Raw genomic sequence first — 22,575 nt, 5'->3', positions numbered from 1 at the left:
GGGTGTCGGCGAAGACGATCAACGCCCGTATCCGGTTGGACAAGCGCACCCGGCCCCGGGTGTCGTTGACCGGGGAGGAACTGCCGGCCCGGTTCTCCCACGTCGGTCAAGCACTACGAGACGGAGTGCTCGGCGTGGATACTGCGCACGAGATCACGACCGTGCTGAGCAAGGTGGAGGACCGCTCCGACCCTCAGCAGCGGGACGCGGCCGAAGCCACCACCGTCGCGTACGCCACCGGCGCCCTGGAAGAACAAGCCGGAATGATTCCGCCGACGTTCGGTGAGGTGCTGGTCCACGTCGGCACGTGGGCGGCGTACCTGGATCAGGACGGCCCCGAACCCGACGCGGAACGTGCCGCCGGCAACCGAGGCCTCACCCTCGGGATCCCGCGTGACGGATTGGTGTCGTTGCGCGGGTCCCTGCTCCCGGAAGTCGCCGCCGGGCTGCAGCGGCTGCTGGACGCGCACCTGAACCCCGCCGTCCGCTTCCACCTCGCCGACCCCGAAGACCGGGACGAAACCGAGGGCTGGTCACAGGACGAGGCGGTGCACGACCCCCGCACGAATACGCAGAAGCGTCACGACGTGCTCGCCGTGATCATCCAGACCGCCGCGAAAGCCACCGACACCCCGACATTGGGTGGCGCTGCCCCGACGCTCGTGGTCACGGTCGCGCAGGAAGACCTCCACGACCCCACTGCCGCGGCGAGGATCGACGACACCCGCGTGCCGGTGTCCACTGCTCACCGGATCGCGTGCACCGGGGCCGTGCAGAAGGTGATCCACGACCGCACCGGAAGGATCATCCGCCTCGGCAGCCCCGAGCGGGTGTTCAACGCCCACCAGCGCCGTGCGATCACCGCCCGCGACGGCGGGTGCGTCATCCCCGGGTGCACGATCCCGGCGGCGTGGTGCGAGATCCACCACGTCGACGAACACGCGACTGGCGGCCCCACCCACACCGACAACGGAGTGCTCGTCTGCTGGTGGCACCACCACAACCTCGACCGCTCCGGGTGGGACATCCGCATGCGAAACGGCACCCCGGTCATCAAGGCCCCGCCCTGGATCGACAGACGCGGGATCTACCGACCCGCACCCAATGCCCTTACCCGAAGACCGAGCCCGCGGAGCCGTTCCGGATGAGGCACCCGGCACGGGTTTACAGGTCGTTACAGATCGGGCAAGCTGTAACGACCTGTATCGGGGGATTCATGCAGCTCAATCCATATACGCCGAGCGACCGTCCGCGCGTGTTCGTCGGGCGGGAGCAGGAACGCACGCGCCTGCGCGACCGGCTCGCACGCGTGATCGCGTACGGCGAGATGATGGGGCCGCTCACCATCGTGACGGGTCCGCGGGGACTCGGCAAGACGTCGCTGCTGCGCGACGTCGCGGATCGCGCGGCGAGCGACGGATTCGTGGTGGCCTGGTCCGCCGGGATCAAGCAGCAGCCCTTCCTCACCGACGTGGTCGACCGCGTGACGCGCGCCCTCCAGCGCGCGGATGTCGGTCCCCGCGACAGCCGCTCCAAGCGGCGGATCGAAGAGCTCGGCCTCGAGGTGAACCTCGGCATCGCGAAGGTGTCCGCGAAGCTCGGGACCGCCCCCGGCGCGGACGAGCGGGACCGGCCTGCGCCGGCGCTGCTCGGCCCGCTGGAGGACTTCCTCCACGAGACCTCCACCATGATCCGGCAGCGCGGGGGAGCGGGCCTGCTGGTCGTGATCGACGAGCTGCACGCGCCGCTGGAGTCCCGTAGCGCGCGCGAGTACGCGCCCGATCAGCGGGCGCAGACGGATGCCGCGGTGCTGCTGAACGTCGTGCAGAACATGGGCGCCGAGCGGGAGCGATATCCGGTCGCCGTCGTCGGCGCGGGGCTGCCGCAGACCAAGGAGCTCCTCACGCGTGCGGCGACGTTCGGCGAGCGCGTGGACGAGATGGTGCTGAGCGGGCTCGGCCCCGAGGCATCCGCCGCCGTGCTGACCGAGCCCGCGCGTCAGCTCGGCGTGACGTGGGAGGCCGATGCGCTCGAGGCCGCCGTCGCGGGCGCCGGGGGCTACCCGCAGGCGCTGCAGATCGTCGGATCGGCGGCGTGGGAGGCGGCGCGGCCCGAGAACGGCGACGCGATCTCGCTGGCGCACGTCGCCGCGGGTCGCGCGGCGGCCCAGGCGGCGATGGACTCGCTGTTCCTCAGCCGCTGGCGCGTCGCGTCCGAGACCGAGCGCGCGTTCCTGCGAGCCATGGCGAGCCTGCCCGGTGCGTCCGTGCGGCGCGGGGCGATCGCCGCACAGCTGGGCGTCCCGACCGAGTCCCTCGGCGTGACGCGGCAGAGCCTGATCAACAAGGGCCTGATCGAGGCCCCCGCGCACGGCCGCCTGCGCTTCACGATCCCCGGCTTCTCGGAGTTCGTCCGCACGCAGTCCGGCGACGTGCGGCGGCCCTGACACCGGCGCGGCACGCCCGTGCGAACGCCATAGGCTAGAACGCGTGACATCTGAGACCACCGTTGCCGCACCGGCGATCGATCCGACCTTCGACACGATCTGGGATGAGCTCGCCTGGCGCGGCCTCGTGCACGTGTCGACCGATCCGGACGCCCTCCGCGACCTGCTCGCGGGACCGCCGATCGTGTACTACTGCGGCTTCGATCCGACGGCTCCCAGCCTGCACCTCGGCAACCTGGTGCAGCTGCTGACGATGCGCCGGATCCAGCTCGCCGGGCACCGCCCGCTGGGCCTGGTCGGCGGATCCACGGGCCTCATCGGCGACCCGCGTCCCACGGCGGAGCGCACGCTCAACACCCCCGAGACGGTCGCGGAGTGGGTGGCGCGGCTGCGCGCGCAGGTCGAGCGCTTCCTCGACTTCGAGGGCGAGAACGCCGCCCGCATCGTGAACAACCTCGACTGGACGGCGCCGCTCAGCGCGATCGACTTCCTGCGCGAGATCGGCAAGCACTTCCGGGTCGGCACCATGCTGAAGAAGGACGCCGTCGCGGCGCGCCTCAACTCGGATGCCGGCATCAGCTACACCGAGTTCAGCTACCAGATCCTGCAGGGCATGGACTTCCTGGAGCTGTACCGGCAGTACGGCTGCGTGCTGCAGACGGGCGGCAGCGACCAGTGGGGCAACCTCACCAGCGGCGTCGACCTCATCCACCGGGTCGAGGGTGTCTCGGTGCACGCCTTCGGGACGCCGCTCATCACCAACAGCGACGGCACGAAGTTCGGCAAGAGCGAGGGCAACGCGATCTGGCTCGACGCCGAGATGTGCAGCCCCTACGCCATGTACCAGTTCTGGCTCAACACCGACGACGCCGACGTGATCGCGCGGCTCAAGGTGTTCACGTTCCTCACGCGCGCCGAGATCGAGGAGTACGAGCAGCTCGTCGCCGAGGAGCCGTTCCGCCGCGCCGCGCAGAAGCGCCTCGCGCGGGAGGTCACCACGACCGTGCACGGCACGGAGGCGACCGCCGCCGCGGTCGCGGCCTCCGAGGCGCTGTTCGGCGCGGGCGATCTGACGGCCCTCGACGCGGGCACGCTGGCGGCGGCGCTGCGCGAGCTGCCCCACGCGCAGGTCGCCGCCGGGTCCGGCGTGGTGCAGGCGCTCGTCGAGACGGGGCTCGTGTCGTCGGCGTCGGAGGCGCGCCGCGCGATCGGGCAGGGCGGCGTGTCGCTCGACGGGCAGAAGGTCGAGTCGGACGACGCGGTCGTGACGGGCGGTCTGCCCGGCGGGGTCTCGGTGCTGCGTCGCGGCAAGAAGGCGCTCGCGGGGCTGTTCATCGCTCGCGGATGAGGTGAGCCCCGGCGGTCGGCGGTAGCCGGCGGCCGCCGCCTGTGGACGATCCCGAACCGGTGTCGCATCTATGCAGTAGCGTACGTGCGAGACGGAGGGGGACCGTGTGGTGGATGTGCGCACTGCCGTGGTGATCGACGAGGACGCCGCGACGCGGCGACTCGTCGCCGAGGTGCTGGGGCACTCCGGCCTCACCGTGCACGGCGCAAGCAGGGGCGCGGCCGGCGCCGAGCTGGTGACCCGGCACGATCCGTTCGTGACGACGCTCGAGCTCGACCTGCCCGACATCGACGGCCTCGAGGTCATCCGGCGCATCCGGCAGTCCAGCTGGACGCACGTCATCGTGATCACCGGCCGGGCGGCCGAGGTCGACGTGCTCCAGGCGCTGGACGCGGGCGCCGACGAGGTCCTCGGCAAGCCGCTCCAGCCCCGGCTGCTGCGCGCCCGGGTCGATGCGATCCGGCGGCGAGCAGAATACGCGCCGCGTCTCGGGGCGGGCGGTCCGGGGGTGTCGAACGAGGTGCTGCGCCACCGCGGCCTCGAGCTGTTCCCCGCCTCCCGCCTCGTCCGGGTCGACGGCGTCCCCGTCGACCTGAGCCGCAGCCAGTTCGACATCCTGCTCCACCTCCTGCGGGCCGGCGCCCGAGTGGTGAGCAAGGCCGAGCTCTCGCGCGTCCTGCAGGAGGGGCGCACGCTCGGCCCGGCCGCGCCGCACGGGGGCCACGCCGTCGAGGTGCACGTCGCGAACCTGCGGCGCCGGCTCGGCGATTCGGCGCGGCGCCCGCGCTGGATCGAGACGGTGCGGGCCGTGGGCTACCGGCTGGCCCGCGCGTCAGAACGCGGGGGAGCGGCGCCTCAGGGCAGGACCCACACGATCCCGCTCAGCGTCGCGGACGTCTCGCCCGCGAGGGCGTCCACCGGTTCGCCGCCGCCGCTGAGCGAGACCCGGTGGAGGAGCGTGTAGCGGTCGCCGCGCTGCAGGCCCTCGACGAAGGAGCGTACGCCGTTCGCGTCGCCCGCGATCGAGATCTCGACGGGGATCGCCGTCAGCGTCGACGAGCCCAGCCGCCCGTCCCATGCGGAGGTGTCGACCGTGCCGGCCGCGGCGGGGGGAGCATCGGGGGCACTGGCGGGGGGCGCGGTGTCGGCGGGCAGCGCCGGGTCGGCGGGGGCCGTCGGGGCGGGCGCGGCGGCGGACGGCACGTAGGGGCGTGCTTCCGCGGGGCGCACCGACTGGATGCGGACCCCCGTCCCCGTCGCCAGGTCGTGCAGCTGGTCGAGGTACGCGTCCAACGCGTGCGCCGGAGGGATCTCGCGCTGGAGCTCGGCGAGCTCGCCCTGCCGCGCGGCGAGCTGTTCGCTCTCGCTCTGGAGCTGGGCGATGCTCTGCTCCAGCAGGGCGTTCTGGCCCTCGATGCGCGCGGTCTCGTCCTGCGCGGTCGCGGCGTTCTCCAGCAGGGGACGCACGCCGAGGAGGAAGCCGATCAGGAGGATGCCTCCGCACAGCGCGCCGAAGACGAGGTGGGTGAAACGGATCCGGTTCACTGCGCACCTCCCGCGTCGTGGAAGCGCTGCTCGTCGAAGCCCATGGTCATCTCGACCGTGTAGCCCTCTTCCTCGGTGCCGTTCAGGGAGACGAGGGTGGTGTCGACGTGGCCCGTGATCTCGGCCAGCCGGTGCATCCATGCCGTCGTGTCGGGCAGGCCGCGCGAGTGCGCGCTGAAGGTGATGGATCCGATCCGCGCGCCCTGCAGCGGGCTCGTGGGCTGCGTGTGCGGGTCGAGCGGCGTGGCCACATCGGCCGTGAGAGACGTCACCCGCACTCCCTCCGGCAGGGTCGCGTGCAGCTCGGCGAGGAACCCGGCCCAGTCGACCTCCGACGCGCCCGCCACCCCGCGTGCCGCGCTGAGCGCGTCGATCTGCCCCTCGATGCCCCGCACGCCGACGTACGTGGCCTGCAGCTCGGTGAGCTCCGTGAACCGGGCCTGGGCCGCCTCGCGCTCCTGCTCCGCGCCCGTGGCGTAGAACCGCACGGCGCCGAACACGGCGACCACGACGAGGATGCACACGAGCAGCCCGAGACGCCACTGCGCCTGCAGCTCGCGCAGCTCGCGCGCCATGCGCAGTTCTCCGGGCATCAGATCGACGCGCGGGACCCCGCCGACGTCCAGGTGGTTGCGGTCGGCGCGCGCCCGTCCGCGCGGAGCCCGCCGCGCCTCCGGTACGGCGATCGTCTCGGTGCTGGTGCTGCGGTCCGCCGCCTCGTCCACGGACGCGGGCTGGTCGCTCGTGGGGGACTGGGCGTCCTGAGGTGCAGCGGTTGCGACCGCGGGTGCCCCCGCCGGTGCGATCGTCGGCGTCGGCGCGGTCATCCTCCGCTGACCACGCCGCGATCGCGGCTGCCATCGCTGCGGGTCGTCCGGGGTGGGCTCGCCCTGTGTCAGCTCGCCCTGTGTGGGCTCACCCGGAGTGTGCTGGTCGCTCACGCGGCACCTCCCATCGCCAGGCCGATCGCGACCGCCGGCGACGATTCCAGCAGCTTGTCGCGGTCGATCCGGGGGTGGACCTGCAGCTGGTACAGCGGGTCGGCGTAGCTGACCCAGGTCTCCGAGCGCAGCTCGAGCTGTTCCCGCACACCGGGCATGCGCGCGCCGCCGCCCGTGAGGTACACGCGCGCGAGCTTCTCCGCGGGATGCGTGTTGGCGTAGTAGTACAGCGTGTTGTTGATGGCGTTGACGAGGGGAAGCGTCGCGCGCTGGAACGCGTCGCGCACGTGCGGCTCGGAGTCGTCGCGCGACAGGAACAGCCGCTCGGCGTCCTCGTCCTCGAGCTCGAGGGCGACCGCCAGCTGGCGCTGCACCTCGTCGCCGCCCGAGGGGATGAACCGCAGAAACTGCGGCACGCCGTCGCGCACGATCATGACGCTGGTGGTCGTGCGCCCGATCTCGATCTGCGCGGCCGTGCCGACCGCGTAGCGGCCCTTCAGGTAGACGCGGGCGAGCGCGAAGGGGATGAGGTCGACAGCCTGGGTGTGCAGCTTGGCGCGACGGACGGCGCGGATGCTGTCGTCGACGCTGCCCTTCGCGGCGGCGATGAGCAGGCCGCGCACCTTCGCGGGGTCGTCGGGCACACGCTCGCTCGGGTAGAAGTCCATGAGGGCGTCGGCGGCGGGGAAGGGCAGCAGATCCTCCACGAGCATCGGCAGCGCGGCCCGCACCTGTGCGGGGGGAGCGTCGTCGATCGTGATCGGCCGCGCGACGACGCGCCCGCTGCCGATGCCGATCGCGACATCGCGGGTGCTGAACTTCGCGCTGCGCCACAGCCGCTGCAGCGCGTCGGCCACGGTGTTGGGCTCGGCGACCTCGCCGTCGACGATCGCGCCGGTCGGCAGCCGCACCTCCCCGAATCGCTCGATCCGCGGCTCGGGCTTGTTCAGCCTCGACATCTCGATGGCGCGGATGGCCCTCGACCCGAAGTCGAGTCCGATCACGTTGCCCATGGTGCTCCCTCAGCTGCGGTGCGGCGGACGCACACCCCTCCATCATGCCGCGCGCTGACGGCCGCCCCCGTCCGGCGCGTACGTGCGCCGTTCATGCGGCCAGTCCGAACAGGCTCAGGTAGGCGCGCGCGAGCGGCTCGCCGGCGAGGATGCCGATCCACGCGCCCCCGATCATCCAGGGGCCGAACGGGATGCCGCCCTTGCGTCCGATGCGCCGCACGAGCATGAGCACGATCCCCACGACGGCGCCAAGCGCGAACGCCGCGATCGCGCCCACGGCGAGCGCGCCCCACCCCGACCAGCCGAGGAACACGCCCAGCGCCGCGGCGAGCTTGACGTCGCCCGCGCCCATCCCGTCGGGCCGCACCAGGTGCAGCACGAGATAGACGGCGAACAGGATCGCGCCGCCCGCCAATGCGCGTACGGTCGCGCCGAGGTCGCCCGACAGCGGACCCGCCACCGCGAACGCGACCACCCCCGTTCCCAGCAGCGGCAGCACGAGCGCGTTCGGAAGCCGCTGGGTGTCGAGGTCGATCGCGGTGAGCGCCACGCCGAAGCCCGCCAGCGCGAGGTGCGCGGCGAGCACGACGATCGCCGCGGCGGCCTCCGCGGGGGAGCCGGCGCCTAGCACCGCGGGACCGAACGCGAGCGCGACGACCGCGAACAGCGCGCCGGTCGCGAGCTCGACCAGCGAGTAGCGCGCCGCGATGCGCGCCCCGCAGTCCCGGCAGCGCCCCCGCAGGACCAGCCACGACAGCACCGGCACGTTGTCGTACGCCCGGATGGCGTGCCCGCACGCGGGACACGCGCTCCGCGGCGCGACCACCGACTCACCCCGCGGCACGCGGTGCGCGACGACGTTCAGGAACGACCCGATCGCCAGCCCGAGGAGGCTGACCACAGCCGCGAGGGGCGCGGCCAACGCGGCCAGGGGCGCGGTCATCGCGGCCAGCGGCGCGGTCACCTCACGTCCCTGTAGACGAGCGGGGCGTTGCCGAGGACGCCGCCCGTCCCCGTCTCGGGGGAGGTTTCGCTTTGGCCGCTGTCGCTCCCGTCGCCGGCGCCCAGGCCCACGTCCTCCGAAACCAAGACCGAGTGGCCGCTCTGAACGGTGACGTTGCCGCCGACCAGCTGCCCGCGCCACTCGCTTCCGTTGTTCTGCACGATGCTGCAGGGCGAGTAGATGAGCGCGGAGATCCTCTCGCGGACCCGGGCGCCGTCCTTGATCTCGAACGTGCCGTTGTGCCCGCAGGTGGGCTTAGCGTCCTCCCGGTTGGCGTCGTTGTGCACGAACCAGAGATCGTGGTCGGCGCCGCTGGCGGACTCGAAGACGGTTCGTGACATCGCGACGTTGGCGGGGGTCAACACGATGACGTCGGCATTGAGTCGCAGCGTGAGGTCGCTGCCCTCCATGTCGAGCTTGCTGCAGGCCCGTGCATCGATCACCGTCTTCATGCTGCGGCCGAAGTGCGCCTCGTACAGCTCGCGGAGCCCATTGCCGTTAGCGGGCCGGCACTGGTCGGACCGGAGCACGACGACGTCGTAGCCGAGGGCGGCCAGGTCGGGCGAATTCATGGACATCTCCGGCCATGTCGGCGCTACCGGCAGTGCAACAGTGAGGTCGTTGAGGCGGGCGGATGCACGTCCGCCGCTGGTGAGAACGTTCTGCGAGACGAGCTCGTCCAGCGCGGCCGCGTCGCTACGGCCCTGAGACTTCAGGCCGCCTCGGGCGAGGATCGTGCCGCCGATCGTCGTGCCGTTGCTGACTGTTACGCTCGTGCCAGGATTCGCCAGAGAGTACACGTTGCCCTCGACGCGAGAAGGGTTCTGGACGAGCACCGTTCCGCCAGCGCCGACATCGCCCCGCACAGTGCAACTCTGCAACTCCAGATTGCCGGTGGTCACCATCAGCGAGCCGTCGATCGCGCTTGACCCCTGGCACTTCAGGGTCGTACCAGTGGTGATGTTCACGTAGACGTCTGCGGCCATGTCGCCTCGGATGAGGTTGCCGCCCTCGAGGTTCAGGGCCGTCCCAGCGAAGATCGCGCCGGAGAAGATGGGGTTGCGCGGCGGGTCCGTGGTCTCTGACGTGTACTCGTAGATTGCCTCGACGGTACGGGATGAGTCGCCGTAACCGCCGAAGCCGGTCGAGGTGAGCCTCACGAAGTTCGCGCCCGAGGCGGCTCCCGGGCATGTGTCAGACCGCCACCCCTCCGGGGACGCCACCGCCTCTTCGATGGTCGCGCTCGTGCTGAAGGATATCTCGATCACGAAGGCGGGATCCTCGTCGCGGAGGTCGGCCGAGCGGATGCCGTTGCCGCAGAGTTCACCGCCGTGGAAGTTTGCCACTCCCCAAGCGATACCGGCTTCGGCAGCGGCGCTGGCTTGTACAGATGCACGGGTCGACTGGGTGGTGCGGAGCGAAGACACCGTGAGGCTCGCCACGAGCAGCGCGAGGACGAGCACGATCGCCGCGATACCGATGACCGGGACGAGCACGGAGCCGCGGTCGCGCGAGTCCACGCATCCGAGCTGTCTTGGCACTCTCAGGCGGCACATGGGTTCGAACCCCCTTCAGGCCAGCGGGGCCGTATCTGCGTATCGATGACGGTGGGTGATGCACCGGTATCCGCGGCGAAGAGCACCCGCACCGCCTCGATAGTGTTGGGCAGAGCCGGGAGCTCTCCTGCCTCCGCTGATAAGAACGGCGCATCGTCGTGGCGCTCGATGCCGGTGGCGAGCAGGATCCAGCCGGCGCGGCCACCGGCATCGTTGCCTGGCCCGGCCGAGATCGCCTCGGCGGACCCGGCCCTTCCCCATACGGCGCCGTCGTCCTCGAACGACCAGGCTAGGCAGTTCTCGCTGGTCGCGTCACGCATGACGATGAGCGTCGGCGTGGCCGAAAGATGCGACGCGTTGCGCACGGCGGACGCGACGGTGCGCATCACGGTCTGCGCGTCGCGCGCAGCATCAGACGAGCCCTGCACGAGCGTCGTGGACCGCATGCCGTTCACGAACAGGCCGCCCGCGACGATCAGCACGATCGCCATCAGCAGCACGTAAACCAGCAGCTCCACGAGCGTGAATCCGCTGTCCGGCCGTGCCGGTCGTGGGGTGCCGTTAAGCATGCTTCCGAATCCAGGCAGAGTGTCAGGGGACGGGGACGAGTTGCACGATCGTGGTTGCCCCCGCAAAGACGCGCTCGGCGTCCTGATGGATGCCTCGCACCGATACGCGGAGGGTCATGGTGCCAGCCGCAACGCCCCCCGTGCAGAGCTCCGACGGGTCGCTGCTCAGGTTCCGGTACTCAATGGTCACCGGCGTCCGGTCGTTGAGGAGCGGGCCGGAGCCAGTCTCCTCAACGAAAGTGTCGTCCTGCCCGGTCACGAACGGGTGGAGCGGGCTGTCTGGGTTGGCCGCGTCGGCGCACGTCCATGGTGTTCCAGCAACCGCGGTGATCTTCTCGTTGACCAGTTGCGCGGCTGCCGCGGCCTTCGTGTTCAGAGCCGCAGCGCTCAGTCCCTGGACAAGCAAGGGCAGGAAGGCGAGCGCGATCAGGGCCACGATGAACATGGCGATGAGGACTTCGACCATGCCGAAGCCCTCGTCGCGTCCTGTTCGGGTCACCATGCGGTCTCGGATCGTGTCAGCGGTCCGCGATACGCGAACCGCTGACACGATCATTCAAGAGGAGGTGCTTAGCCTTCGCCGCCGCCCCCGGTCGTTACTCCGTTGGAGGTGGTGAAGGTGACGTTCACCGGAATTCCCTCACCTGTACCTTCGGCCTCGAACTGGACCTCGTTCGCGTTAGTGGAGGTGATCGTCGTCGCGCCATCGGGCATGACGACACTCACTCGGATCTCGGTGCTGCTGGACTCTGCCGCCGCCTCCTGCGCTGCGGCGGTCAGGTCATCCTCTCCGGAGGCGCTGAGGTCGAACACCTTGGTAGCGAAGACGGCCTTCGCGTTGGTCGCGGCGGCCTTCACGGCGTTCTCCTGCGCCGTGGCAACCGAGCCCAGGTAGATCGGGATGGCGATCGCGGCGAGGACGCCGATGATCAGGACGACGACGAGCAGCTCGATGAGCGAGAAGCCCTTGTCGCCCTTCTTCAGGTTGGTTCGACGCTCGATGAGCGCATCGGCGGTGCGCATGAGGGCGCTGGGGGACTTGAACATTCTTGAGACACCTCGTGGATCGGGGCTTAGCGGGGGTGGCTGTCGCTCCCGGAGAGTCGGCGGCTTCGGCAGGCGGCGCCGAGGCCGCCGAGCAGGGCCGATGTCAGCGCATGGTGCATCGTCGTCGTCCCCGTTCGGCATGCACCCATCACGCCGGCCTGCGTCACCCGGGAGATTCACCGAGGATTAACAGGTACTGCGAGACTAGCACTCAGGTGCCCGCGATTGCGACAGATTCGCGTCGGCGCCGACGCAAATCAGGCGGTCTGCTGGATCTGCTCGAAGATGCCGAACATCGGCAGGTACAACGACACGATCATGCCGCCGACGATCACGCCCACGATCACGATCATCAGGGGCTCGATCATGGCGGTGAGGCGCTGCGCGGTGAGCTGCACCTCGCGGTCGGTGAACTCCGCGACGCGCCGCAGCATCGACGCGAGCGCGCCGGTGTCCTCGCCGACGGCCACCATGTTGCTCACGAGCGGCGGGAAGACCTCCTCCGCGGCGACCAGCGCGGCGAGCGAGCGGCCGCGGCCCACGCCGTCGGCCACCCGGCCCACGGCGTCCTCGACGAGCGCGCTTCCCGCGGTCTGCTTGACGATCGTCAGCGCCTGCATGATCGGCACGCCGGCGGTCAGGGTCGTCGCGAGCGTGCGCGTGAAGCGGGCGATCGCGACCTGGCGGAACAGCACGCCGAACACCGGCACCCGGTTGCGGGCAAGGTCGATGGCGCGGCGCACCTCCGGCACCTGGCTGTAGCGGCGCCAGGCGAGCCACGCACCGAGCACCAGCACGAGCAGCAGCGGGCCGAACCACCACATGTTCTGCGACATCACCACGAGCACCTGCGTCGGCAGCGGCAGCTCGCCGCCGAGATCCGCGAACATCTTCTCGAACACCGGCACGATGAAGATCAGCATTGCGATGACGGCGAGGATCGCCACGATCAGGACGATGACGGGGTACGTGAGCGACGCCTTCACGGTGTCGCGGATCTTCAGCTCGGCGTCGAACGCGTCCGCGGCCGATTCGAGCGACTCGGCGAGGAATCCGCCCGCCTCGCCGGCCTTGACGAGGTGGATCATGAGCGGCGGGAAGACCTTGCCACGGCGCTGGAACGCGTCCGACAGCGTGCGCCCCCGCTCGATGTCGATGCGCACGTCTCGGAACACGTCCGCCAGCTTCGGCTGCTCGGCCTGCTCCTCGATGATCGTGAGTGCCCGCACGAGCGTGAGCCCCGCGTTGAGCATCGTCGCGAGCTGGCGCGTCGCCACCGCGACCTCGCCCAGGCCGATCTTGCGCTGGAACCCGCTGAACTCGAGGTCGCGCGTCAGCCAGCTGCCCTTGGACTCGGTGATGTGCGTCGGCACGACGCCCATCTGCCGCAGCCGTGCCGCCGCGAGCGTGCGGTTCGGCGCGTCGACGGTCCCGTTGTGCACCTTGCCCTCGGCGTCGCGCCCGATGTAGTCGAACGCCTGTACGTCGCTCACCGCCGGCTCCGTCGCGTGGGCGTCGAGAACGCGTCGTTGAAGTCGATGTCCACCGGCTCCTCCGAGATCGCGCCCTCGCTGCGGCGGGTCAGCTGACGCAGGGCCTCCCGGTCGGAGGAGAACTCCTCGGCCGCGCGGTGCGTGACCACGCCGCTGTCGACGAGCCGGGCCAGATCCTGGTCGAGCGTATGCATGCCGTGGATCGCACCCGCCTGCATGATGGCCGGGATCTGGTAGGTCTGCGCCTCGCGGATCAGGTTGCTCACGGCGGGGGTGGTGACGAGGACCTCCGTCGCGACCACGCGCCCCTCGCCGTCCGCGCGCGGGACGAGCGACTGGCAGACGACGCCGCGCAGCGTCGAGGCGAGCTGCGTGCGCACCTGCGTCTGCTGGTGCGGGGGGAACACGTCGATGATGCGGTCGATCGTCTGCGGCGCGCTCTGGGTGTGCAGGGTCGCGAACACGAGGTGACCGGTCTCGGCGGCCGTCAGGGCGACCGAGATGGTCTCCAGGTCGCGCATCTCGCCGACCAGGATCACGTCGGGGTCCTGGCGCAGCACCTGTCGCAGCGCGCGGTGGAACGACTCGGTGTCGTTGCCGACCTCGCGCTGGTTGACGATCGACGTGCGGTGCGTGTGGAGGAACTCGATCGGATCCTCGATCGTCATGATGTGCGCCTGGCGTTCGCGGTTGATCTTGTCGATCAGCGCCGCGAGGGTCGTGGTCTTTCCCGACCCCGTGGGCCCGGTCACCAGCACGAGGCCGCGGGGGAGCTCGGCGAACTTCCCGACCTGGCCCGGCACGCCCAGCTCGCGGAGCGTGCGGATCGACACGGGGACGTGCCGGAACACCGCGCCGACCGAGCCGCGCTGGCGGTACACGTTCACGCGGAAGCGGACGAAGCCGCCGCGCTCGTCGCCGCCGAGCGTGAGGTCGCGCGGATCCAGATCCAGGGCGTGCGCGAAGTCGAGCTCGCTGTCGCGCTCGAACTCCTCCCGCTGCTCCTCGGACATGAGGCTGAAGACCTCGCGACGCACGTCGTCCGGCCCCCACGGCAGCGCGCCGGGCAGCGGCACGAGCGAGCCGTGCCGGCGGATCATCGGGGGCACGCCGACCGTGATGTGCAGGTCGGACGCGCCGGAGCCGACCATGGCCCGCAGCGCCTCGTCGATCGTGATCGCGCGCTGGGTGCCGGGGGCTGTGGCCTCGCTCATGTGGGGTCCTTCGTGGGGGAGGGGGGTTTCGACTCGCTGCGCTCGCTCAACCCGTTTCGACTCGCCTTCGGCTCGCTCAACGAGCGGGGGTGGGGGAGGTGGGGGTCAGGCGACGACACGGAGGATCTCCTCGAGCGACGTGCGGCCCGCGAGCACCTTCTGCCAGCCGTCCTCGCGCAGCGTGACCATGCCCTGCTCGCGCGCCGCCCGGGCGATGTCGGTGCTGGATGCGCGCTCCACCGCGAGCCGCTCGATGGGCTCGGTCACCGTCATCACCTCGTGGATCGCGAGGCGTCCGAGATACCCGGTGCCGGCGCAGTGGTCGCAGCCGACGGCGCGGTAGGCGATGCGCTCGTCGCCCGCGTCGCGCGCCAATCCGAGCGGAGCAAGGTCGACCTCGGCGAGCTGGTCGGGCTGCTTGCACCGCTCGCACAGCTTGCGCACCAGGCGCTGGGCGACCACGACGTCGATCGCCGACCCCACCAGGAACGGCTCGACCCCCATCTCGATGAGCCGGGTCACGGCGCTCGGGGCGTCGTTCGTGTGCAGCGTCGACAGCACCAGGTGCCCCGTCAGCGCGGACTCGATCGCGATCGACGCGGTCTCGGGATCGCGGATCTCGCCCACGAGCATGACGTCCGGGTCGCTGCGCAGGATCGACCGCAGCGCGGTCGCGAAGGTCAGACCGGCCTGCGTGTTGACCTGCACCTGGTTGATGCCGGGGAGCCGGTACTCGACGGGATCCTCGATCGTGATGACGTTGACCTCGGGCCGTGCGATCTCGGCGACCGTGGAGTACAGCGTCGTCGACTTCCCCGAGCCGGTGGGGCCGGTGACGAGGATCATCCCGTACGGCTTGGTGTACGCCGTGCGGAAGGCCCGGAGGTTCCGCTCCGACAGGTCGAGGCTGCTGATCGCCAGCGCGGTGCCGGCCTGGTCGAGGATGCGCATGACGATCTTCTCGCCCCACACCGTCGGCAGCGTGGCCACGCGCAGGTCGATCGTGCGGCCCTGGTGCGTCACGGAGATGCGCCCGTCCTGCGGGATCCGCCGCTCCGCGATGTCGATGTCGCTCATGATCTTCAGGCGTGACGTGAGTCCCGCCTGGATCGTCTTCGGGGCGCTGGGCATCTCGTGCAGCACGCCGTCGATGCGGTAGCGCACGCGCACGCGGTCCTCGGCCGGCTCGACGTGGATGTCGCTCGCCCGGTCCCGGATGGCCTGGCTCAGCATGAGGTTGACGAAGCGCACGATCGGCGCGCCCTCGTCGTCGCCCGTCTCGCCCACGCTGAACGCGCTCTCCGCGGCGGACGACGGCGCGTCCTCGAAGTCGGCGAGCGTCGAGGAGAGCTGGTTCAGCTCGCTGTCGGCCCGGTGGTGGCGGTCGATGCAGCGCTGGATGTCGCCCGCGGTGGCGACCACGACCGACACGGGCATGCCGAAGGCGACCTGCACGTCGTCGATCGCCACGACGTCCTCGGGATGCGCCATCGCGAGCAGGACGTGCGGCACCCGGTTCTGCTCGGTGACGGTCACCGGCACGATCTCGTGCTTGCGGGCGATCGCGGCCGGGATCCGCGTGACGACCTCGGGGTCGACCGGCTGGTCGTCGAGACGGACGAACGGCACCCCGACCTGCGCCGCCCGGGCGGCGCCGTAGCGCGCCTCGGAGATCACCCCGCGCGCCACGAGCGCGCGGACGCGCTGCAGCTCGTCCGAGGCCCCGACCAGCTCCGTGACACGGTCGGCGCGCAACGCCCCCTGCTGGACCAGGATGTCGGTGAGGGTCGGCATCAGAGCTCCCCAAACCTTGGATGCGCGAGTGCCCGCGCGGGACCGGAACGGCCGCCCGGGCGAGGCCCGCGGCGGCTGCGGTCAGGATACACCGGCGGGGGCGGACCCCCCGGGGTCGCCGGCCTGGGAGCCCTGCCGACGCGGGCTCTGCCGGGCGCCGGGCCGCAGACGCGCGATGACCTCGGGAACGCTGTCGGCCGGGGCGGGCCGTCCGATGTACCAGCCCTGCAGCTCGTCGCAGCCCAGGGCGAGCAGGTGATCCCGCTGGGCCTCGGTCTCGACCCCCTCGGCGACGACGCGGAAGCCGAGGCTGTGGGCGAGCGAGATCGTCGCTCGCACGATCTTGTCGTCGTCCGGGCTGTCCGTCAGGCGCTCGATGAACACCTGGTCGATCTTGATCGCGTGCGCGGGGAAGGACCGCAGGTAGCTGAGGCTCGAGTAGCCGGTGCCGAAGTCGTCGATCGCGGTCGTCACGCCTCGGCGGGAGAGCGTGTCGAGCGCGGATGCCACCAGCTCCGGATCCTTCGCCATCACGCTCTCCGTCAGCTCGATCTGCAGCAGCTCGGGCGGGACGCCGCTCGCGTCGATCACGCCCGTCACCTCGGCGACGAGGTCGTGGTACAGGATCTGCCCGGCCGAGACGTTCACCGCGATCGGCGGGAGGGGGACTCCCGCGTCGAGCCAGGCGCGCGCCTGCCGGCACGCCTCCCGCAGCACCCAGCTGCCCAGCTCGATGATGAGCGTCGACTCCTCCGCGATCGCGATGAAGCGATCGGGTGACACCTCTCCGTACTCGGGGTGGTGCCAACGTGCGAGCGCTTCCAACCCGGTCAGCTCGCCGGTCGCCGCGGCGACCTTGGGCTGATAGTGGAGCCGCAGATCCCCCGCCGCGATCGCGGCGCGCAGGCCCGTCTCGAGCGCCACCGCCCGCTGCCGCTCCTGTGCCAGCGCGGCCGAGAAGAGCTGGAAGCGGTCTCGCCCGTTGCGCTTGGCGTGGTACATCGCGATGTCGGCGGCCTGCAGCAGGGCGTCGACGTCGCCGCCGTGCGCCGGCCAGAGCGCGGCGCCGACGCTCGCGGACACGCGGACGGCGCGGCTCCCGACCCTGAGCGGGCGGGGGAGGCCCGCCACGACCACGTCGAGCGCGCGGGCGGCGTGCGCCTCGTCCTGCACCTCGGGCAGGAGGGCGAGGAACTCGTCGCCGCCGAAGCGGGCGAGCGTGGCATCGGGCACGATCCCCGAGAGCAGCTCCTGCAGGCGCTCGCCGGCCGCCTTCAGCACCGCGTCGCCGAACGGGTGGCCGTACGCGTCGTTGATGTCCTTGAAATTGTCGAGATCGACGTTCAGCACCGCGAACGGGCGACCCGCGGCGACCGCCTCGGCCATGCGCGTCTGGATGAAGCGTCGGTTGGGCAGCTCGGTGGCGGCGTCGTAGTTGGCGAGGCGCTCCGCCTGCCGCTCGGCCGCCCGCTGCTCGGTGATGTCTCCGTACACCCACGTGCGCCCGTAGTACTGCTCTCCGTCGTCCTTGATCGGCGCCGTGTGGTAGCGCAGCGCCGTGCCGCCGCGGAGGGCGATCTCGCCGCTCAGCACCGCGTCCGGCGCCTGGAACGTGGTGCCGATGGCTTCCGCGACCGCGCTGGGGTCGACCATCTGCGCCATCATGTGCGCGTACAGGCGGTAGAAGAAGTCGTCCTGCCCGGCGGCCGCGGCGAGCTCCTCGGGCACGCGCCAGATCCGCGCGAAGACCCGGTTGATCGTGATCGTGCCGTCCGCGTCCACGATCATGACGCCCTCGAGACTGTTGTCGAGCTGCGCGCGCAGGAGCGCCGACTCCTTGCGCAGCCGTCGCTCGGCCGCTCGCTGCTCCGTGAGGTCGAGCCCGATGCCCACCAGGCCGATCTTGCCGTCGCCGTATCGGAAGCTCTGGCCGGTCAACAGGTACGGTGCCGTGCGGCCGTCCGGCATGTTGACGCTCGCCTCGACCTCACTCGTCCCGTTCTGGAACACCTCGGCGATGCTCGCCCGCACGCGCTCCAGCTCCTCCGGCTCGAAGTGGAGGTCCACGGGGGAGCCGGCGAGCTCGTCCGCGCTGTACCGCGAGATCTCCTCGAGGTTGCGGTTCCAGCGCAGCAGCCGTCCCTGCTCGTCGTAGTGATAGAAGAGCCCGGGGAGGCTGTCGATGATCGCATCGGAGTACTCGCGTTCCTCGCGCAGCGCCTGCTCGAACCGCCGGCGGCTCGACAGGTCGCGCAACTCGCACTGCATAACGGTGCGGCCGTCCACGATCGTGGTGATGAGGTGCGCCGCGACCTCGATCCCGTCGCCATCGCGCTGGGGGAGCGTCAGCTCCGACTCGATCACCACTCCCGGCTGCTGTTGCGAGGTCTCGATCTGCGCGGCTCCCGCCCGCCGCTGCGACGGGGGATAGAGCTCGATGAGCTCTCGGCCGTGCAGGTCCTCGGGCCGCAGCGCCCCGAGCATCTCGGCGGCGCGCGCGTTCGCGAAGACCACGCGATCGTCCTCGGACAGGATCAGGCCGTCACCGGTCTGCTCCGCCATCGTGCGGAATCGGCGCAGGTCGTGCCGCAGGCGGGCGATCATCGCCTTCTGGCCGCCGACGTCCTCGTCGCTGTCCATGTCGTCCTCTCGTGCGCGTGCGCCGCGACGTCGTGCGGTCCGCACCCGTACGCGCGCGTACCGCCCGACGCTTCGCGTCTCCCCCGCACGCGCCCTGTGCTGTCGCCGAGGCGCGTCACAGGCGCGACTGTACCGGCATCCCGGCGTCCGCGCCTCACTTTTCACGTGCGTCTCACGTGCGTCTCACGTGCGTCTCACGTGCGTCGCTCGGCATGTTTCGGCGCGGCGTATGCGACCTCACGTCCACGACGCCGCCCCGCACCCGCCGCGGGGCCGGGGTGGCGTGCTTTTCGGGCGCCCCGCATGTCGTAGCCTGAATGGGCGCCGGTGGCACCCTCACGTCCGGTGCGGGACGGGAGCACGGCGGATGATGGTGCGGCTGGCGCGCGCGACGCCGCGATATCTCGTCTTCGTGGCATCCGCGCTGCTCCTCGTCGCATACCTCGGGGCGCTGGCCGCGGCGACGCCGTGGCCCGCCCTCGCAGACGACGGCGTGCTCATCTTGCTCACCATCGTCGGCGCGGGGCTCAGCGCGGGCGTACGCGTCCCGGTCTCCTCGATCGCGCCCGCCGTGCACCTCGGCATCGTGGCCGCGCTGCTCGGGGCGGCTGCGCCGGAGGCGCCCGGGCCCGCTCTGCTGCTCGCGTGGAGCGTCGGGGTGATCATCGGCCTGGTCCTGTTCTGGGGTCCCACACCGCGCGTCGTCGAGACGGGTGCCGCCATCGCGCTCGGAGGACTTCCCTACCTCCTCGTGTGGCGCGCCGTCACCGCTGCGGGGCTGCCCGACGTCCTCGCCTGTGTGCTGGCGACGGCCGCGTACGTGGTCGTCCGGCTGGCGATTCCGGTCGCGGCATGCGTCGTCCGCGGCTCAGCGCTGGGTGAGGTGCTCCGCTCGCTGTCCCCGGGTCGCATCGCGACGGCCGCGCTCGCGAACGTCGTGCTGACGATGGTCGCCCGCGCGGCCGGCGGGGCGCTCGAGAACCTCGTCGTCGAGCTCACGGCCCCGCAGATCGCCACGATCGTCCATGGTCTGGTCGGGACCGTCGCGCTCGCGATCGTCGTGCGGGCGGAGGCGATCGCGGGGCGGGTGCGACTGGACGCCGTGCTCGCCGCGGCCCGGCAGCTGCCGTGGCCCGAGCAGGCGGACGACTTCGCTCTCGCGCGCGAGTACGCGGCCGCCGCCACCGGCGCCGACGAGGTGCGCATCGCCCAGGAGAGGACGACGCGCAGCAGCGAGCTGAGCGCCGCCGTGCGCGCGCCCGGCGAGGACGAGCGATTCCTCGTCGTCACCCGCCGGCGTGGGCGCCCGCCCTTCCGCAGTGACGACGCGCGGGCGCTCGAGGCGGTCGCGAGCATGGCGACCGAGACGCTGCGCGTGGGGCGGCAGGTGCGCGACCTGCGCGCCGAGGCCCGGACCGATCCGCTCACCGGCCTGCCGAACTATCACGAGTTCCAGTCGGCCGTGCGACGGGCGAACGAGACTCGGCTTCCCGGGCGGGGCATCGCCGTCCTGTCGATCGACCTCGCGGGATTCAAGGCCGTCAGCGCCCAGCACGGGCGCGACTTCGCCGACCGCGTCCTGCAGGTGTTCGCCGAGAGGCTGCGCGGGTCGGTCCGACCCTCGGACACGGTCGCTCGCGTCGGCGACGACGAGTTCGGCGTCGTGTTCCACGACCTGGCCGACCGTGCGGACGCGGAGCTCGTCGCGGGACGGCTCCTGCACGCGGCGGGCGCGCCGTTCACGATCGACAACACGGTTCTCGCGCTCACCGTCACGTCGGGACTCGCGTACTCGGCGGAGCGCGAGGAGGATCCGGGTCGGCTCGTGCGGGACGCGGGCGACCGCTCCTTCACGGCGCCCGGTGTCTCCCTGGTCGGCGGTCAGGCGTGGTCGGTCGTGACGCCGCTTCCCGAGGGCGTCGTGACCGGGTCGGACCTCAGCCGTGCGATCCGGGAGAGCATCGACAGCAGCGACTTCGGGCTCGCCTACCAGCCGATCGTCGACAACGTCATGGGCACGGCCATCGGGCTGGAGGCCCTGCTGAGGTGCCGGCCCCACGGCTTCGGCGACGTGTCTCCCACGCTCGTCGTCCACGAGGCGCGGCGCCTCGGCAGGCTCGACGCGCTCACGGGACGGATCCTGGAGCGCGTGCACGCCGACGCGGCGTCGTTCCGCGAGCTGGCGCCCGACCTCGACGACGTGCACGTCAACGTCGAGGTGGATCAGGTGCTCGGCAGCGAGCTGCGAGAGACCATCCGTGCGCTGCGGGCGGAGCATCCCGGCACGCGCCTGACGCTCGAGCTCACCGAGAACTCGCTCGGCCGCACCAGCGACGCCGTCATGGACGGCCTCCAGGAGCTGCGCGAGCTCGGGGTGGTGTTCGCGCTCGACGACTTCGGTCAGGCGTACTCGACCATGCTCGCGATCGTGGAGTTCCCGTTCGACGTCCTCAAGATCGACAGGGCGCTCATCCGCGACCTGTCGGCCCAGAAGACCCAGCACGTGATCCGCTCGCTCGCCCTGCTGTCGCGGAAGCTGAACGTGCGGATGGTCGTCGAGGGCGTCGAGACGATCGAGGAGCGCGATCGGCTTGCACGCCTCGGTGTGCGCTACATGCAGGGCTACTTCTTCCAGCGGCCCGTGGACGCGGACGTCCTGCGCGGGCTGCTGCGCGAGCGCGGCGCGAGCGTGCCCAACGCCACGCGGCCCGACCTGGTCGACTGATCCGAGCCGCACGGCGACGGCCCCCTACGGTATACCGGTCGGTTACCATGTGCGGGAGGGCAGCGTCGGGCATCCGGCCGGCGGCGCCCGACGGCAAAGGAGCGAACGCGCCGGGCCGGCGTGGGGGAACGGAGGCAGCGTGAGGGAGCGCCGTGTCGCCGTCGTGGTCGAGGACGACCCGGACGTCAGGCTTCTGATCGTCCAGGTTCTCGAGCAGCTCGGGTTCGTCGTGCATACCGCGGCCAACGGTCTCGACGGCGTCGACCTCGTGTCTCTCCACGACCCGGTCGTGACCACCCTCGACATCGGCATGCCCGGCATCGACGGCTTCGAGGCGGCGCGACGCATCCGCCGCAGGAGCGCCACGTATCTCGTCATGGTGTCGGCGCGCGCGACCGGAGAGGATCAGCTCGCCGGCTACCACGCGGGCGCGGACGACTTCGTCGCGAAGCCGTTCAGCCCCCGCGTCCTGCGCGAGCGGATCGAGTCCCTCGTGCGCCGTCCCTGTGCCCTCGCGCCGGGCACGACGGCCGGCGAGCGGGAAGTCACCGACGAGCTCGCGCATGGTCCGTTGCGCTTGCGCCCGGAAGCGCGCCGGGCATGGGCGGCGGAGGAGGAGCTCCGGCTGAGCCGCGGCGAGCTCGATCTCCTCGAGGTGCTGATGCGCGCGGGTTCGCGGCCGATCTCCGCTCACCGGCTCGCCCTCGCCGTGCGCGGACGTACCGAGGGGGACCTGCCCGAGGCCGCCGTGCGCGCCGCCGAGATCCGGATCGAACAGCTGGCCGGCGCGCTCGGCCACCGCGCGGACGGCACGCCGCGGATCGAGCACGTCGCGGGGGGCGGGTATCGACTCGCGGAGGCCGACGACCCACGCGCCGCCTTCGACGGTGCGACACGCCCGGGGGCGTCGCAGCTTGCCCGCAGCGCCGGATCCGCGTAACGTATTCACTTGTCGCCCCAAAGGAGCGAGTGAGACCGACGGTCTCCCCTCCTCAAGCGGGACCACCCCCTTCCGAACCTCTCACCTTGAGTGCGATCGACCTTCGGCCTAGGATGGGGGACTCAGCTCATCGGTCGCCCGACCCGACGCAGCGAGCGCTTCTCCCCGGAGAGCGCAGCGGCGCGTCGGATTGACAACGCGGCAGGATGAGCTAAGATAGAGAAGTTGCCCCGGAGGGCTGCGGCGGGAGTCGCAGGGCTGGGAGCATCCGATCCTTGAGAACTCAACAGCGTGCACTTGT

General features: G+C 71.3%; 18 protein-coding genes. 6 read left to right on the top strand and 12 right to left on the bottom strand.

The genetic code is table 11. The features are described 5' to 3' along the window. From IEX37_RS14765 to IEX37_RS14750, 4 genes are all read left to right on the top strand, one after another. A partial coding sequence (locus IEX37_RS14765) for an HNH endonuclease signature motif containing protein (RefSeq protein WP_194461750.1) occupies positions 1 to 1,148 on the top strand: 1,148 nt, incomplete at its 5' end. Positions 1,149 to 1,216: 68 nt separating this feature from the next. Next, positions 1,217 to 2,446 carry an ATP-binding protein gene (locus IEX37_RS14760; RefSeq protein WP_188757138.1) on the top strand — a complete coding sequence of 410 codons (1,230 nt, stop codon included), beginning with the start codon at positions 1,217 to 1,219 and terminating at the stop codon, positions 2,444 to 2,446. A gap of 43 nt (positions 2,447 to 2,489) precedes the next feature. Further along, positions 2,490 to 3,794, top strand: a complete 1,305-nt coding sequence (gene tyrS, locus IEX37_RS14755; RefSeq protein ID WP_188757137.1) for a tyrosine--tRNA ligase — start codon at positions 2,490 to 2,492, stop codon at positions 3,792 to 3,794. Positions 3,795 to 3,903: 109 nt separating this feature from the next. Then, positions 3,904 to 4,758, top strand: coding sequence for a response regulator transcription factor (locus tag IEX37_RS14750; RefSeq protein WP_188757136.1), 855 nt, complete (start codon positions 3,904 to 3,906; stop codon positions 4,756 to 4,758). Here IEX37_RS14750 and IEX37_RS14745 read toward each other — a convergent pair. The 12 genes from IEX37_RS14745 to IEX37_RS14690 all read right to left on the bottom strand — a co-directional run bounded on the left by IEX37_RS14745 (position 4,650) and on the right by IEX37_RS14690 (position 18,609). After that, entirely contained in the window at positions 4,650 to 5,339 is a 690-nt protein-coding gene (locus IEX37_RS14745) for a GumC domain-containing protein (protein WP_188757135.1), read from the bottom strand. The two genes, IEX37_RS14750 and IEX37_RS14745, sit on opposite strands and share 109 nt — an antisense overlap. Continuing rightward, complete coding sequence (locus IEX37_RS14740) at positions 5,336 to 6,280, bottom strand: PilN family protein (protein ID WP_188757134.1); 945 nt, start codon at positions 6,278 to 6,280, stop codon at positions 5,336 to 5,338. Before IEX37_RS14740 ends, IEX37_RS14745 begins: the two co-directional genes overlap by 4 nt. Next, a complete protein-coding gene (pilM, locus tag IEX37_RS14735; RefSeq protein WP_188757133.1) occupies positions 6,277 to 7,293 on the bottom strand; it encodes a type IV pilus assembly protein PilM in 1,017 nt (338 codons plus the stop codon). The genes IEX37_RS14740 and pilM overlap by 4 nt, the downstream gene beginning before the upstream one ends. 91 nt (positions 7,294 to 7,384) lie before the next feature. After that, the gene (locus IEX37_RS14730) at positions 7,385 to 8,257 is read right to left on the bottom strand and encodes a prepilin peptidase (RefSeq protein ID WP_308421678.1); all 873 of its coding nucleotides are present in this window, start codon (positions 8,255 to 8,257) and stop codon (positions 7,385 to 7,387) included. Next, positions 8,254 to 9,816 carry a hypothetical protein gene (locus IEX37_RS14725; RefSeq protein WP_188757132.1) on the bottom strand — a complete coding sequence of 521 codons (1,563 nt, stop codon included), beginning with the start codon at positions 9,814 to 9,816 and terminating at the stop codon, positions 8,254 to 8,256. The genes IEX37_RS14730 and IEX37_RS14725 overlap by 4 nt, the downstream gene beginning before the upstream one ends. 23 nt (positions 9,817 to 9,839) lie before the next feature. Next, positions 9,840 to 10,421, bottom strand: coding sequence for a prepilin-type N-terminal cleavage/methylation domain-containing protein (locus IEX37_RS14720; protein WP_188757131.1), 582 nt, complete (start codon positions 10,419 to 10,421; stop codon positions 9,840 to 9,842). A 22-nt stretch (positions 10,422 to 10,443) separates the two neighbouring features. Further along, positions 10,444 to 10,923 carry a type IV pilus modification PilV family protein gene (locus IEX37_RS14715; protein ID WP_268236549.1) on the bottom strand — a complete coding sequence of 160 codons (480 nt, stop codon included), beginning with the start codon at positions 10,921 to 10,923 and terminating at the stop codon, positions 10,444 to 10,446. A gap of 68 nt (positions 10,924 to 10,991) precedes the next feature. Beyond that, a complete protein-coding gene (locus tag IEX37_RS16110) occupies positions 10,992 to 11,468 on the bottom strand; it encodes a type IV pilin protein (RefSeq protein WP_308421677.1) in 477 nt (158 codons plus the stop codon). Between the two features lie 257 nt (positions 11,469 to 11,725). Then, a complete protein-coding gene (locus tag IEX37_RS14705) occupies positions 11,726 to 12,961 on the bottom strand; it encodes a type II secretion system F family protein (protein ID WP_188757129.1) in 1,236 nt (411 codons plus the stop codon). Continuing rightward, the gene (locus tag IEX37_RS14700; protein WP_188757128.1) at positions 12,958 to 14,175 is read right to left on the bottom strand and encodes a type IV pilus twitching motility protein PilT; all 1,218 of its coding nucleotides are present in this window, start codon (positions 14,173 to 14,175) and stop codon (positions 12,958 to 12,960) included. The genes IEX37_RS14705 and IEX37_RS14700 overlap by 4 nt, the downstream gene beginning before the upstream one ends. A 105-nt stretch (positions 14,176 to 14,280) precedes the next feature. After that, on the bottom strand, positions 14,281 to 15,969 hold the full coding sequence (locus IEX37_RS14695) for a GspE/PulE family protein (RefSeq protein WP_188757127.1): 1,689 nt from the start codon (positions 15,967 to 15,969) through the stop codon (positions 14,281 to 14,283). 81 nt (positions 15,970 to 16,050) lie between these two features. Continuing rightward, positions 16,051 to 18,609, bottom strand: a complete 2,559-nt coding sequence (locus IEX37_RS14690) for a sensor domain-containing protein (RefSeq protein WP_188757126.1) — start codon at positions 18,607 to 18,609, stop codon at positions 16,051 to 16,053. A gap of 367 nt (positions 18,610 to 18,976) precedes the next feature. On the opposite strand from IEX37_RS14690, the gene IEX37_RS14685 reads away from it, so the two are divergent. Further along, positions 18,977 to 21,334, top strand: a complete 2,358-nt coding sequence (locus IEX37_RS14685) for a bifunctional diguanylate cyclase/phosphodiesterase (RefSeq protein WP_188757125.1) — start codon at positions 18,977 to 18,979, stop codon at positions 21,332 to 21,334. Between the two features lie 139 nt (positions 21,335 to 21,473). After that, a complete protein-coding gene (locus tag IEX37_RS14680; RefSeq protein ID WP_188757124.1) occupies positions 21,474 to 22,274 on the top strand; it encodes a response regulator transcription factor in 801 nt (266 codons plus the stop codon). Positions 22,275 to 22,575 lie beyond the last annotated feature (301 nt).

Source organism: Microbacterium album, from assembly GCF_014643695.1.
Lineage (GTDB): Bacteria > Actinomycetota > Actinomycetes > Actinomycetales > Microbacteriaceae > Microbacterium > Microbacterium album.
The sequence above is the reverse complement of the archived record's forward strand: the minus strand, read 5'-3'. Positions and strand labels throughout refer to the sequence as shown.

Bases quoted from the DNA above. Each gene is read 5' to 3' on its own strand.
- IEX37_RS14685 (WP_188757125.1), top strand. From the start codon at position 18,977: ATGATGGTGCGGCTGGCGCGCGCGACGCCGCGATATCTCGTCTTCGTG.
- IEX37_RS14695 (WP_188757127.1), bottom strand. From the start codon at position 15,969: ATGCCGACCCTCACCGACATCCTGGTCCAGCAGGGGGCGTTGCGCGCC.
- IEX37_RS14700 (WP_188757128.1), bottom strand. From the start codon at position 14,175: ATGAGCGAGGCCACAGCCCCCGGCACCCAGCGCGCGATCACGATCGAC.
- IEX37_RS16110 (WP_308421677.1), bottom strand. From the start codon at position 11,468: ATGTTCAAGTCCCCCAGCGCCCTCATGCGCACCGCCGATGCGCTCATC.
- IEX37_RS14760 (WP_188757138.1), top strand. From the start codon at position 1,217: ATGCAGCTCAATCCATATACGCCGAGCGACCGTCCGCGCGTGTTCGTC.
- IEX37_RS14715 (WP_268236549.1), bottom strand. From the start codon at position 10,923: ATGGTGACCCGAACAGGACGCGACGAGGGCTTCGGCATGGTCGAAGTC.
- IEX37_RS14690 (WP_188757126.1), bottom strand. From the start codon at position 18,609: ATGGACAGCGACGAGGACGTCGGCGGCCAGAAGGCGATGATCGCCCGC.
- pilM (WP_188757133.1), bottom strand. From the start codon at position 7,293: ATGGGCAACGTGATCGGACTCGACTTCGGGTCGAGGGCCATCCGCGCC.
- IEX37_RS14720 (WP_188757131.1), bottom strand. From the start codon at position 10,421: ATGCTTAACGGCACCCCACGACCGGCACGGCCGGACAGCGGATTCACG.